General features: G+C 40.4%; 16 protein-coding genes. 8 read left to right on the forward strand and 8 right to left on the reverse strand.

What is annotated here, in order from left to right; translation table 11 throughout:
- The first annotated feature begins 6 nt into the window (after positions 1 to 6).
- The 6 genes from P1X15_RS27615 (at position 7) to P1X15_RS27640 (ending at position 4,722) form a co-directional block, all read left to right on the forward strand.
- Complete coding sequence (locus P1X15_RS27615) at positions 7 to 636, forward strand: DJ-1/PfpI family protein (RefSeq protein ID WP_277341367.1); 630 nt, start codon at positions 7 to 9, stop codon at positions 634 to 636.
- A gap of 153 nt (positions 637 to 789) precedes the next feature.
- A complete protein-coding gene (locus P1X15_RS27620) occupies positions 790 to 1,287 on the forward strand; it encodes a hypothetical protein (RefSeq protein ID WP_277341368.1) in 498 nt (165 codons plus the stop codon).
- A gap of 267 nt (positions 1,288 to 1,554) precedes the next feature.
- Positions 1,555 to 2,553, forward strand: a complete 999-nt coding sequence (locus P1X15_RS27625) for a M28 family peptidase (RefSeq protein ID WP_277341369.1) — start codon at positions 1,555 to 1,557, stop codon at positions 2,551 to 2,553.
- 11 nt (positions 2,554 to 2,564) lie between these two features.
- Positions 2,565 to 2,957, forward strand: a complete 393-nt coding sequence (locus P1X15_RS27630) for a hypothetical protein (protein WP_277341370.1) — start codon at positions 2,565 to 2,567, stop codon at positions 2,955 to 2,957.
- Between the two features lie 83 nt (positions 2,958 to 3,040).
- Positions 3,041 to 4,417, forward strand: coding sequence for a serine aminopeptidase domain-containing protein (locus P1X15_RS27635; RefSeq protein WP_277341371.1), 1,377 nt, complete (start codon positions 3,041 to 3,043; stop codon positions 4,415 to 4,417).
- The gene (locus tag P1X15_RS27640) at positions 4,417 to 4,722 is read left to right on the forward strand and encodes a rhodanese-like domain-containing protein (RefSeq protein WP_277341372.1); all 306 of its coding nucleotides are present in this window, start codon (positions 4,417 to 4,419) and stop codon (positions 4,720 to 4,722) included. The genes P1X15_RS27635 and P1X15_RS27640 overlap by 1 nt, the downstream gene beginning before the upstream one ends.
- Positions 4,723 to 4,725: 3 nt before the next feature.
- Here the strand turns inward: P1X15_RS27640 and dapF are convergent, their stop codons facing one another.
- Together dapF and rplS are read right to left on the reverse strand one after the other, a co-directional pair.
- Complete coding sequence (dapF, locus tag P1X15_RS27645) at positions 4,726 to 5,520, reverse strand: diaminopimelate epimerase (RefSeq protein ID WP_277341373.1); 795 nt, start codon at positions 5,518 to 5,520, stop codon at positions 4,726 to 4,728.
- Between the two features lie 90 nt (positions 5,521 to 5,610).
- Positions 5,611 to 5,970 carry a 50S ribosomal protein L19 gene (gene rplS, locus P1X15_RS27650; protein WP_277341374.1) on the reverse strand — a complete coding sequence of 120 codons (360 nt, stop codon included), beginning with the start codon at positions 5,968 to 5,970 and terminating at the stop codon, positions 5,611 to 5,613.
- 273 nt (positions 5,971 to 6,243) lie between these two features.
- Between rplS and P1X15_RS27655 the strand changes: the two genes are divergently transcribed.
- Both P1X15_RS27655 and P1X15_RS27660 read left to right on the forward strand, forming a co-directional pair.
- Positions 6,244 to 7,389 carry a glycosyltransferase family 4 protein gene (locus tag P1X15_RS27655; protein WP_277341375.1) on the forward strand — a complete coding sequence of 382 codons (1,146 nt, stop codon included), beginning with the start codon at positions 6,244 to 6,246 and terminating at the stop codon, positions 7,387 to 7,389.
- Entirely contained in the window at positions 7,386 to 8,249 is an 864-nt protein-coding gene (locus tag P1X15_RS27660; protein ID WP_277341376.1) for an alpha-1,2-fucosyltransferase, read from the forward strand. The genes P1X15_RS27655 and P1X15_RS27660 overlap by 4 nt, the downstream gene beginning before the upstream one ends.
- On the opposite strand, the gene P1X15_RS27665 is transcribed toward P1X15_RS27660, so the two are convergent.
- The 6 genes from P1X15_RS27665 to P1X15_RS27690 all read right to left on the reverse strand — a co-directional run bounded on the left by P1X15_RS27665 (position 8,246) and on the right by P1X15_RS27690 (position 13,263).
- Complete coding sequence (locus P1X15_RS27665) at positions 8,246 to 9,094, reverse strand: cytochrome c (protein WP_277341377.1); 849 nt, start codon at positions 9,092 to 9,094, stop codon at positions 8,246 to 8,248. The genes P1X15_RS27660 and P1X15_RS27665 overlap by 4 nt on opposite strands.
- 19 nt (positions 9,095 to 9,113) lie before the next feature.
- Positions 9,114 to 9,845: an NIPSNAP family protein gene (locus tag P1X15_RS27670; protein WP_277341378.1), complete on the reverse strand. Its 732-nt coding sequence runs from the start codon at positions 9,843 to 9,845 to the stop codon at positions 9,114 to 9,116.
- 132 nt (positions 9,846 to 9,977) lie between these two features.
- Positions 9,978 to 10,412 (reverse strand): GNAT family N-acetyltransferase, encoded by a 435-nt coding sequence (locus P1X15_RS27675; RefSeq protein ID WP_277341379.1) that lies wholly within the window; start codon positions 10,410 to 10,412, stop codon positions 9,978 to 9,980.
- 10 nt (positions 10,413 to 10,422) lie between these two features.
- Positions 10,423 to 11,070: an NAD(P)H-binding protein gene (locus tag P1X15_RS27680; protein ID WP_277341380.1), complete on the reverse strand. Its 648-nt coding sequence runs from the start codon at positions 11,068 to 11,070 to the stop codon at positions 10,423 to 10,425.
- 181 nt (positions 11,071 to 11,251) lie between these two features.
- On the reverse strand, positions 11,252 to 11,884 hold the full coding sequence (locus P1X15_RS27685) for an MgtC/SapB family protein (protein ID WP_277341381.1): 633 nt from the start codon (positions 11,882 to 11,884) through the stop codon (positions 11,252 to 11,254).
- An 86-nt stretch (positions 11,885 to 11,970) separates the two neighbouring features.
- Positions 11,971 to 13,263 (reverse strand): aminopeptidase P family protein, encoded by a 1,293-nt coding sequence (locus P1X15_RS27690; protein WP_277341382.1) that lies wholly within the window; start codon positions 13,261 to 13,263, stop codon positions 11,971 to 11,973.
- Between the last annotated feature and the right edge of the window lie 23 nt (positions 13,264 to 13,286).

Consider the following 13,286-nt stretch of genomic DNA (forward strand, 5'->3'; position numbering starts at 1 on the left):
AGACTTATGTCTACGACTAGAGACGTTGCCATATTTTTATTTGACGATGTAGAAGTCCTTGATTTTGCTGGGCCTTACGAGGTATTTAGCGTTGCGGGCTTACGTACACTTCCACAAAAACCATTTAATGTCTTTACAGTGGCCGAAAAGTCGCCTATCATTGCACGCAACGGGCTGACTATTGTTCCTGATTTTTTGCTAGATGAATGTCCTTTAGCACCTATTTTTCTGATTCCAGGTGGGGGTGGCTATCATCCCAATGGTTCTCCTTTTGGCAGCCGCCGCGAAATGCACAATCCCGTAGTTATAGAATGGGTACAAAAACAAGCTAAATTCGCTGAACTGACATTATCAGTATGTACGGGTGCTCTAATCTTAGCTCAAGCAGGAATTTTGGAAGGTCTGCAAGCTACCACTCATTTCAAAGCGCTAGATTCGCTGAAAGCTATTTCACCCAATATTGAAGTGCTAGATCATGTGAGGTATGTTGATAATGGCCATGTTATTTTGTCGGCAGGGGTATCGGCGGGGATTGATATGTCCTACTATGTAGTCAGTAAACTGCTCGGGGAAGCACTAGCCAATGAAGCAGCGCAATACGCCCAATATGACTATTGGCCTCACGCCAAAGCCTAGAAAGAAATACATCAAGACACTTGCAACTTTTACAAAGATTTAATATTTTGCTAGGGTTTTTCTTTACAATTGTAAGTTTTTTTACAAACCTCCCTATTTTTGGGGGAATAACTTTGCAAAACACTCCAATCCCACATTTAACACACAAATTCCATGAAAAAACATCTGTACGCATTTTTATTTGTTTCAGTAGCACTCTTGGGGGGGTGTTCTAAATCCGAACCAGAACCTGAGCCTGCAGAGCAGGTAATTGGCACTTACAACGTTGATAAAATAACTATTGCTTTCAAATATAATGATTCACCTATTGAAGAATCCCAGAGCTACGTCTTACCTTTTAAAGGTACAGGTGGTGAATTGAGTGCAATATTAGATGTTTCTAAAACCTCTTCTAACGTAGTTACAATTTCTTACATTGAAACTGCAAAATATACCGACGGAACTACCGATAAAAATACCGATGTGTACAGCAGTATTGAGCTCAAAAAAAACGAGTCTAACTCAGCGATTTTTGATATGTTCAACGCAGGTGCAAAAAGTGGTACTATAGGTGGCGGAACTATCGCTCTTGATGATATTGTGAATGCTAAAGACAGCACTGGTCGCGCCTACACTTATACATTTAGAGTCACTGGCAAAAAAGCCCAATAATTTTTTGTTTTTTTCTAAAAGCTACGAATCTCTCAATATTGATTCGTAGCTTTTTTATTGGGGTGGTATTAGGCATCATCTTTTTTTCTTGAATTAAACCATAATATACTGTCAATCAATCCTATAACCCAGACAACACCCTTCACTGTTATTTTTTATACGCCAATATCTATCACTCATTCGACGTTAATGAAAAACATAAGTTATTTATTGGGAATTTTATCTAATCGATAAACCCATAATTTTGTCGTTTCCAACATTAAACTCATGAACAGATTCTGTAAATCACTTGTCATCCTCACGATTTTTAGTCTTCTCTGGAATTGCAAAACCAATACCTCTTCCGAGCAAACCACCGAAAGCGAAACTTCTTCCACACTCGTCAAAACACCTGATTTTAGTGGTGATTCAGCTTATGTTTTTGTAGAAAAGCAAGTCAAGTTTGGACCTCGCGTTCCCAACTCCACTGCGCATACTCGCTGTGGGGATTATTTAGTAGCCGAATTGAAAAGGCTGGGCTGTAGCGTCATTGAGCAGAAGTTTACGGCTACCAATTACGACGGCCGCAAACTCAACGCCCGCAATATCATTGGTACTATCAATCCGCAGGCTCCTAAGCGCATTTTGCTGGCTTCGCACTGGGATAGCCGACCAGTGGCCGACGAAGACCCTACCAATAAGCAAGGTGCTATCGATGGTGCCAACGATGGTGCAAGTGGTGTGGGGGTTTTGCTCGAACTAGCCCGTACGATCCAGCAAGCCAATCAAAAACCTACCGTCGGAATTGATTTTATCTTCTTTGATGTAGAAGACGGCGGTAACTCAGCCGTTGCCAAAGACAAATTCACGGGATTTTGTCTAGGTTCTCAATATTGGGCAGCCAATAAGCATGTTCCTAATTATTCTGCTTATTACGGAGTATTGCTCGACATGGTGGGCGCTAAAGGAGCGACATTTCCCAAAGAATCCTTTTCAAAACAATACGCTGGCGAAATCACCCAAAACATATGGAACCTAGCCAGTCAACTTGGGTATAATTCGTACTTTATCCAACAAGACGGTTCGGCCATTACTGACGATCACTTACCCATCAACGAAACTGCCAAGATTCCGATGGTTGACATTATCCACCTTCAACTCAACAATCCTCAAAAAACTTTTTTTGAAGATTGGCATACTCATGAAGATGATATGCGCAATATCGACCCCGCCACTTTGAAAGCGGTAGGACAGGTATTACTGCAAGCATTATATCAAGAATCTTAATCTCCGCTGGCATGAAACATCTTCGTATTTTAGTTTTTTCGTTCTTTTTCTCATCTATTTGGGGAGGATGTAGTTCTCCCCCCGACAAATTCGGGAATTTAGATTTAATAAAATGGAGAAGCGACCGAGGTGGGTGCAATGACGTCCGAAAAGGGCTCGAAAATGACTTAAAACAAATTCAAGATAAACTTTTAGGAAAGCATATTGAAGAGGTAGGAAGGATGTTTGGCCGCCCAGACATTAATCAATTGGCGGGAAGAGATCAAAAATTTTATGTCTATTTTTTAGAAAAAGGGCCTCATTGCAACGACATAGCTCAAAAATCCAACGCTCAAAAATTAATTTTGAGGTTCAATTCTGTAGGTTTGCTCTCCGAAATCACTTTTCAGGCACGACCTTTGTAATAAAATTTATCAATGTCACTGTTGATAGAAGTTACAAAACAGTCGCAATCTATATGCCTTTCAACGATTAAATTTCCAATCAGATGCGTTTTAGTTTATTATTTTTCTTCTTATTTCTGACAGGTTTTACAGTACTAGCTCAGCATTTAAGGCACAAAGGTTCTCTCGGAATTCAATACGTCGAAGCATCTGATTCTTTGTTGGCCGAAGAACGTGTACTAGAAACCAGAGGAATTTGGGTAAAATCTGTTACTCCAGGACTCACAGCCGCAGCACTCGGTATTGAAGTCAATGATATTTTAGTGGCGGTCAACAATATCGACTCTCTTTATTTGTATGATTTCCAGAAATTAGAAAAAAGTATCTACGAAAACGAACCTATTTCGATTACATACATCAGAGGACGTCGTAAAAACAGAGTAGTCGGGCAGGTAGTAGCAGGCCGCAAAGAATCATCAAAAGGAGAAATAAGCTACGGCGAAGTAGCCTACAATCGAGGGTATTTACGCACCCTTATACATAAGCCATACGGGGCGACTCGCTTTCCTGCTATATTTTATATCCAAGACTACGAGTGTAGCTCTATCGACTTTTCTAAAGACTCCTTATCTCCTATCAAAAAGCTTATTGATGGCTGGGTTAAAGCTGGTTACGTGGTTTTTAGAGTCGAAAAACCCGGAATTGGCGAAAGCCAAGGAACAAAAGATTGCTCTAGGTTGAGTTTTCAAGAAGAACTTTCTGCTTTTCAAAATGCTTTTACTAAGTTCAAAAAACTACCTTTTGTAGATAGTACCCAAGCCTTTATTTTTGGACACGGCGTAGGTGGTTCAATCGCTCCCCTTCTAGCGGCCCAAGCTCCTAGCAAGCCGCGTGGTATTATGGTTTATGGTAGTACTACCAAACCTTGGTTTGAGCACATGATTGATGTCTTCAGAAAACAGCCTATGCTTCATAAGGAATCCCTCCAAGCCATTGATGCCACGACTCGCATGGTCACTCCCTTACTTTTTGAATGGCTCATCCAAAACAAAAGCGTAAGTGATTTAATCCAAAATCCAGATTTTGAAGCGATTCTGACTTCTAAAGAAAATCCATTGCAATACTACAGAGGAACATTTTTTGGCAAAGCAGCACCCTTTTTTCCCGAACTCAATCAGCAAAACATCACTCAAGCATGGATAGAAGCAGCTACTCCTACCTTATCTCTGCATGGGGAGTTTGACGAAAAAGCCATCAGTCCAGAATCTGCCCAAAGCATTGCTCAGCTTGTCAATGAGGTTTTGGGAGAAAAAGGTAACTATCAACTCATCAAAAATAGCGACCACTGGTTTGGGAAAATACAGTCTTTTGAGGAGTATTACAAACTCATCCAAAATAGAAAATACACCCAGCACCTTGAGCAAAATTTTAACCACGAAATCGTGGACATAACTGTTAAATGGATGAAACAACAGCAGTAATGAGTATTTCTTATGAAGATATTTCGCTAGCTACTTTAGAAATTCTAGCACAACAACCCCAAACCATCATTGTAGATGTGCGTGAGCCTTGGGAGTTTGAGGAGTTTAATATAGGAGGGGTTAATATTCCACTAGCCGATATTCGAGAGCGACGACAAGAGGTTGTGTCCTTCCAAAACATCATCGTAGTATGCACCAATGGCACACGCTCGAAAGTAGCAGCAAAAGACTATTGTCGTGCGGATGAGTTACAAACAAAATCAATCTTCCACCTCCAAGGAGGTATTTTGGAGGTGGAAGATTAAATCTTAATCGACCACAAAAACGCCTTCATATACTTTGACGGCAGGCCCGATTAGGTATATATTGTTGAAGCCTTTCTCATCTTCTACAAACGAGACCCGGAGGTCTCCTCCTTTGGTTTTGACATTGATAAGCTCAGGCATTTCAAATCGTTTGTGAGCCACTAAAGCACAGGCCGTTACACCAGTCCCACACGAGTAGGTCTCATCCTCTACTCCCCGCTCATAAGTACGTACATAGAGCGTCTGCTCATCGAGGTTTTGCACAAAATTGACGTTGGTTCCTCCTTTAGGACCATATACATCTCCATAGCGTATTTTTCTACCTTCAGTCACCACATCTACCGATTCTACCGATTCCACAAAAGTGACATAATGAGGAGAGCCTGTATTTAAAAAATAGTCGTTGCCATCTTGGTTCCCTCCTGTCACATCACCCATTTTTAAGAAAATCTCTTCTTCACACGCGACGGCCTTGTGCTCACCATCTACGGCAATAAAAAGCGTATTTTCCTCAAAAAGTCCCAAATCCTGTGCAAACCTTACAGTACAACGCCCGCCATTGCCACACATACTGCCTTCGCCTCCATCAGCATTGAAATAGACCATTCTGAAATCATATCCTTCTGCATTGCGAAGTAAGATAAGGCCATCAGCTCCTATTCCAAAACGACGATGACATAAAAATTCGATAAAGTTTTTGTCGACCGGAAATTGCTCCTCACGGTCATCAATCATGATAAAGTCATTGCCTGTACCCTGGTACTTTGAAAATCTAATAGAAAATTTATCGTGAAGCATTGGAAGTAGCTATTTTGTGTAAAATCAAAAATACAAATAAAAAAAGCCGCCTCAAAAGACAGCTTTTTTATAACCACTCGCTTTGAGAAATTATTTCTTTTTCTCTTTAACACGAGCGGCTTTGCCTTGTTTACCACGAAGATAAAACAAACGAGCACGACGTACTCTACCTTGACGTACCAATTCGATTTTATCGATGTTTGGTGACAGAATAGGGATTATACGCTCTACACCCACTCCGTTGGATACTTTACGGATAGTAAAAGTCTCTCCACTTCCACCTACGTTGCGGCGTTGAATTACGGTTCCAGTGAATACCTGAATCCGCTCTTTGGTACCTTCAATAATTTTAAGGTGAACATTGAGGGTATCCCCTGCTTGAAACGAAGGGATGCTTTCGCGTTTTCCAGCGAATTCTGCATCAACCAACTTGATTAACTCATTAGACATTGTTATAAATTAAATTGATGCTTTTTTCAGCGGACGGACACAAGCCGTCATTCAAAAAAGCGAGTTATCAAAAAATTGCCCGCAAAAGTACAAATTTTAAACGCAAACTAAAACTAGAGTAAAGATTTTTTTATCATAAGTATCCACTGTCAGGTACGCTACCACAGGTTTAGTAGCGAAGTGGTTTATCTATCCAACACAAATTTTATAAAATTTATGTTGCTTTTCTTCAATAAGTGGGTCAAAAGCAAAACTCTATCCCTTTTTTGCGTTATGTCGCTCAAGATTGTTATTGCTAGTTTTGATTTTTATCCAGCCCAACATGGAATAGCCCAAGTAGCATTTCAGCACGCCTTTGGATTACATCAACTAGGGTATGATGTCACGGTCATTACGCAGCCATTGCCCCAGCAGACACCCAAATTTCCCTTCAAACTTGTCTATTTTCCTATTCACTACCGAGGATTTTCGCTTCGCCCCAAAACCGAACAAGAAAGAGATTATCAGACTTACTTATTAGAATCAAATGCGCATATTTTCTTTTTTCATTGTTGGGAAACATGGGTGTCTGAACTTGCATTACCCTTATGGAAACACATTAGAGGCAAGACTGTCTTGGTAAGTCATGGCACCACTCTCAATCTACTACTTCCTGGGATAAAAGGATGGATAAGGTGGTTGCTCAATCGGCCATTAGCATGGCGTTTTCCTGAAAAGTTAAAAAAATTTGACCACTATGTTTTTCTTAGCTCCAAACCTGATTCCTTTCGCATGACAGATGTAGTATGGTCAAAACGCCTCTCGCTACCAAACTTCTCGGTCATTCCGAATGCTGCTCAACCTGATTTTGATATACCTACAAGCCTCAACTTTAAGAAACACTACGGAATATCTACCTCAAATATGCTCCTTTGTGTAAGTAATTTTATCAAATCCAAAGGCCAACATCAGTTGATAAAGTGGTTTTTAGAGATGAATCTGGAAGATACTGCCTTGATTTTGATTGGAAGTCATGTCAATTTGTATACCGAAAAGCTAAAAAAGCTAGCTTCTACAAAACTAAACAAAACTATCTTTATCTTTGACAAACTATCTCAATCACATATAAAGGCCGCTTATCACGCCTCCACTTTGTTTGTATCAGCTACCTTCACCGAAGTTCAGCCTTTGGTACTGTTAGATTCGATGGCAGCTGGGGTTCCTTTCGTATGTAGAGACGTAGGAGCCGTATCTGAGCTGGCGGGTGGAATGTGTTTTCGTACTTCAGAGCAGTTCAAAAAACAAGTATTTTTTCTATTGCAACATTCTCAAGAACGTATGCAATTGAGTGAAGCTGGAAAGAAAGCCTTCTACTCAAACTATAATTGGCAAAAAGTAATAAAGACCTATGATGAATTAATAAAAAAATTAGTCTCATGATTATCACCAAACTCCGAGGAGGGCTGGGCAATCAACTTTTTCAGTATGCCTTGGGGAGGCACTTGGCTCTCCGGCATCAAACTGAATTGAGATTTGACACTTCCTACCTCGACAATTCTCATCAATGGACTTATCGTAGTTTTGCATTGGAGGCTTTTCATATCCAAGCCACAGCTGCCACTAAAACTGAAATCAAATCACTGAAAGGTACTTTCTCGCCTTGGCTATCAAAAATAAATCTTTCAAGGCATTTACATACCCGTTATTATCGAGAGCCTCATTTTCACTTTGCTTCTTCTATACTATCCACCCCCGACAATGCCTATTTGGATGGATACTGGCAATCTGAAAAATATTTTGCTCCCATTGCATCCACTATCCGCGAAGATTTGGCCCTACAATTTCCTCCTTCCGGTGCTTATCAGAATTGGTCAAAAAAAATCAAAAGTACTTTAGCAGTAAGTTTGCATATACGACGTGGCGACTATCTACACTACTCCAAATCAAACCTTTATTTGTGTACTTGCCCACAAGACTATTATCACAGAGCGCTTGATTTGCTAACCTCTCAACTTTCCTCTTCTTTTACTTTATTTGTATTTTCGGACGATATAGAATGGTGCAAAGCCAATTTATCTTTTGCCTATCCTACCCATTTTGTAGAGCCTCATTCCGCTCCCGAAGACTTGTGGCTTATGGCTTGTTGTCAGCATCATATCATCGCCAACAGTACCTTTAGCTGGTGGGGAGCTTGGCTTAACCCCCATCCCAATAAAATAGTAATCGCCCCGCTGGAGTGGTTCCATTCAGGGCGATTTGATACCAAAGACCTACTTCCTAAATCTTGGATAAGACTCTAAGAATCCTGTACCTTATGCTTCGACATGTACTGCAAATAGCTCACGATTTCGTCGAGTTCTCTATCGCTTAGGTGAGTCACGGCTGGCATTTTGCAATCGTTTCGGTAGGATGAAGGAGCTTTTACAAATTGTTTGATATGCTCTACTTGCCAGTACTCAGTGATACTTTTGGGATAATTGAGTTCGGGTCCCATCTTTCCACCCACTTTGTTGAGCGAATGGCAAGTCAAACAATTTACTTTAAACAATTCAAATCCTTTGACTTGCGTATCATCTTCTTTAGGAAAAAGCACAGCTAACTCCTTTGAAGCGGCTGATAAACTTATTTTGACCAAATTGTAAGGCCATTTATAGGTTACATCCTTGGCAGGCACATCTGTATAGACTACATAAAACGGCGCTATTTTCATTTCATGATTACCTTTTTTCGGATTTATCCACTCTTCGCCTGTTGGAGCATCGATGTCAGAAACAGCCAAATACGCTTTTTTATTCAGTATTTTCTCTAACGACATCGAAGGATTATAGCCATCTTCACACTCAAACACAATTTGAGTTTGGCTGAGGTCAAGTTTTTTGTAAGCTGGCAAAAATTGATCAAGAACCTTCTGCAAAGGAATAGCTTTATAAGACTTGGCCTTGAAAAATACAGGGTCATCTTTGACTTCTACCGTTTGTGCTTCAGGAAGCAAGGCTTTCACATCAGGCAAATAAACACTCAGGCTATCTTTCATAACCTTTACTACCGTACTATCTGCCACAGCCGAATGAGAAGCTTGCTTTTCGGAGCCTCCACAACTACCCAAAACAACCCCTAAAGTCAAAACAATGAGCTGGGTTTTCATTGATTACGATTAGTTCCAGTTATTTAATAGTGGAGAAATCTGTAGCTTTCATATAGACTGATTCTACCTTAGCTGCCAGCTTACCATTCTTTTCTGATTCGTCGCGTGCTTTGATCCACACAGGGTCAGTCCTAAATGCTTCAAATGCTTGTTTTCCAGCCTCTTCACTAGGGTGTGCCAAAATATAAATCAGTGTATCATCTTTGCCATCCACGGTCCAATAGGCTACGTTAGTCATGCCATGTTTTTTAAACAATTTGAGTGTATGATCCCTAAAACGCGTCAACAAATCAGGCAGTTTCCCAGTATTGGTGGTGTAAGTTCGTAGCTCAAATACGCGCTCTTTTTTACTTTTAGAGGATTTGATTTTGGGCGAAAAATCCGTGGCTTTCATAAAAATGCTTTCTACTTTGGAAACAATTTTGCCACTTAGCTCCGACTCACTCTGCACTTTTTTCCACTCAGGATCAGACCCGAAGGCTTTCCACGCGGCGTCACGAGCGGCACGGTCAGGGTACGAAAGTACGTAGATGAGCTTGTTTTCTTCGTGCAAAGGCACCCAATACCCCACATTAGTCATTCCATGTTTTTCGAAGATACGGGTAGTATGATTACGAAAACGAGTCAGCAGGGCTTCCAACCTACCAGGTTCGGTATAATAAATGCGGGTTTCGTATAAACGGGTATCTTGTGCATCAGCCGACGATACCGCCCCTAAAATGAGCATAATAAAAAGAATTTGTTTAAACATAAGTGCTTATTAGTTTATTTGCAGTTATTAAAGACACATCATACCACATTCTATGTTTCTAAAAACAAGTTTTCTTTCTTTAGTATGGTATGCTGTAGGCGATATATATGCTCTTATACCTGTGTAGATTTATTAATCGTACTTTTTTACAAACTTAAAATGAGTAGGTAGTAAGCCTTTACTTTCATAAAAACGATGCGTATCCATTCGCTTTTTGTTGGCTGTTACTTCCAAAATTTTGAAATTTTCGCGCTTTGCCACTTCAAAAAGCGCCTCTATAAGAAGACTCCCGATGCCTTTTCCACGATAAGATTCCTTGACAAACATCTCTTGAATTTCGCCTACTTTACCGCAGTGATGCAATAGCCACTGAGCATGTACGCTTGCATATCCTATACACTCATCTGCGTCAAAAGCCAAGAAGTAATGGCAATCAGGATTAGCTAAGTTGTGGACATATATTTTATTAAACACCTCAAAATCAAAAACTTCCTCTTCTAACTCACTGATAAATTGATACACACTGGACACGTCAAGTGCTAGCGCGGGTCTAATTATTAAGCTCATAGATGTCAGGTCAAAATTCTTGCATAAGGTCTGATTCGTAGACAAGCGCTCCTTTTACGTTGCTGGCGGTGATAGAAACCATAGCCGCAGCTACTTTTTCTGCTTCGATGGCTCGGTACTTGATGGGTATCATACCTTGAAAAAATTTGGCTAATGCTTCCCCTATTTTTTCACCAGTGCGGCTTTCGGTACGATTACCAAGCAGCAACGACGGCCTGAAAATAAGTAATGCTTCATACCCTAATTTTTTTAAGGCTTCTTCAATATCACCTTTTACCCGATTATAATAAAAAAGCGATTTTGAATTGGCTCCCATTGCCGTAACGATAGCAAATCGTTTGGCACCATTGGCAAGAGCCATTTGGGCTATTTCGTAAGGATAGGTATAGTCAACTTTGTAAAAGGCTGCTTTTGAACCCGCTTTTTTCATAGTAGTGCCTAAGCAACAAAACACGTCGTCGGCTTTTATGAGCGATATATCTGGTTTGTCAAAATCAAAAACAATACACTCAAGTTTCGAATGGCTGATATTCAATGGCTTACGAACAAGAACTTTGACATGTGTATATTTTTCGGAAGTCAGTAGTTTTTCTACGACTTTTGCTCCCACCAAACCTGTAGCCCCAATCACTAATGCACTACGTTTTTCGGAGACCATATTTTATAGAATGGTTATTTTGGTATAATTAATTTATATTTTAGACATATGTCTTCATTTTTATGCTACTTAGAAATAATGCTGTTTGGTAAGATAAATAGAAATTGTTTAATTAAAAAAAATAGGCAATCAACAATTTATTAAACGGTTTTGAAGAAGATTTTACAATCAAAAGTTTTGGTTAAAAATCGAACTCTATTACCTCTTTATCATTCAATAAAATTTTGGTCAATTTTTCATGCTCCCTTTCAGAACCTTGCACAATCCAAGTACCTGTGATTGTATTACCGACTCGGCTTTGTATGCCTCTTTTGGCATCAAGCCCTAAATCCCGAAATAGCATTTCGTAGTTTTTGAGTGTTTTTTGCTGAAACTTACATACAATTCGGTAGTTACGAAGTTGATTGCGGCGTTTTATCATGTTTTGAATCGGCAACAAAACATACAACACCACCAATACCAGTCCAGAGGCTACTAGTGCAATATGGTAAAATCCTATTCCTACACACATTCCAAGTGCCGCCGTAGCCCAAGCGGTGGCAGCGGTAGTGATTCCTACTACGCGGTTGTTTTCTCGAAAAATAATTCCCCCTCCAATAAAACCTATACCTGTTACGATATTGGCGGCGATTCGTCCAGTATCGTTCCCTAGTTTTGTAGAGATAACGGTAAAAAGAGTCGCTCCCAACGATATAAGCATCATAGTTCGTAGTCCTGCCGATTTGCTGTGGTATTCGCGCTCTAATCCTATCAATGCCCCCAACCCAGCTGCAATCAGCAACTTGATTACATCCTCGTTTAGAAAGAGTTCCATAGAGTGTATTTAGCTCAAATTAAAAGCCAGTGAGTTTCTAAAACATGTTTTAGGAACTCACTGAGTGGTGTCATTTACTTTACTCATCAGGGTTGATTCATCCATTCCTCAATTTCATCGGCCTCTATGGGAATATGAGCCATGAGATCGATATTACCACTTTCGGTAATGAGGATATTGTTTTCAAGCCGAATCCCCAACCCTTCTTGTTTGATATAAATCCCAGGCTCACACGTAAAAACCATGCCCGGTGCAAATTTGCGGTAGCGACTTCCGACATCGTGCACATCCAAGCCCAGTAAGTGAGAAGTGCCATGCATAAAATATTTTTTATAAGCAGGCCATTCGGGGTCTTGTTTTTCGATGTCAGTTTTGGTCAACAAACCCAAACCCAACAATTCGCTTTCCATCACTTTGGCGACTTCGGCTTGGTATTCATCCAAGGTATTGCCCGTGGTGAGCATCGTTTTAGCGGCTTTCATTACCCGTAAAACGGCCTCATACACCTCTCGTTGGCGAGCCGTAAATCGTCCATTGACAGGAATAGAACGTGTCAAATCGGCATTATAATTGGCATATTCGGCTGCTACATCTAGTAGCAACACTTCTCCATCTTTACACTGCTTATTGTTTTGAACATAATGCAGTACACAAGCATTGGCCCCCGAAGCGATAATAGGCGTATAAGCGAAGCCCTTCGAACGTCGTTTGATAAACTCATGCGCAAACTCGGCTTCAATCTCATATTCCCACACTTCTGGTTTTGTAAACTTCAGCACCCTCAAAAATCCCTCTCTCGTAATATCAATAGCTTGCTGAATCAGCCCAATTTCTTGTGTTTGCTTGGTAGCCCGCAGATAGTAGGTCAAAGGTGCTAAGCGTTGTAGCGTATGCAAAGGATATCTTTCCTTAAAATCACGGATATAACGCGCATCTCGTGATTGTACCTGCAAGTCACTCCGGGCGTGTTCATTGGTATTGAGATATACATAGTCGGCTTCAAATACCATTTGACTAAAAATTACCTCAAACTGATGAGTCCAATAAATACGCTCTATCCCCGAAACCTTGGTCGCTTGCTCTTTTGATAGTTTTTCGCCTTCCCAAACAGCAATCAGTTCGTTGGTTTCACGCAAGAAAAGTACTTCACGAAAACGCGGATCAGGATGCTCTGGAAACAAAACAAGGATAGTATCTTCTTGATCAATGCCCGACAAATAAAATAAATCTGAGTTTTGCCGAAAGCCCATGGTACCGTCGGCATTGGTAGGCATCACATCATTGGCATTCAAGACTACCAAGCTTTTAGGCTTTAGCAATTTATAAAGTCTTTGGCGGTTTTGTACAAACAGCTCTTTATCAATAATATCGTAACGCATTTTGGTATCACTGTCAATCTAAC

Source organism: Runella sp. MFBS21 (genome assembly GCF_029433105.1).
GTDB lineage: Bacteria > Bacteroidota > Bacteroidia > Cytophagales > Spirosomataceae > Runella.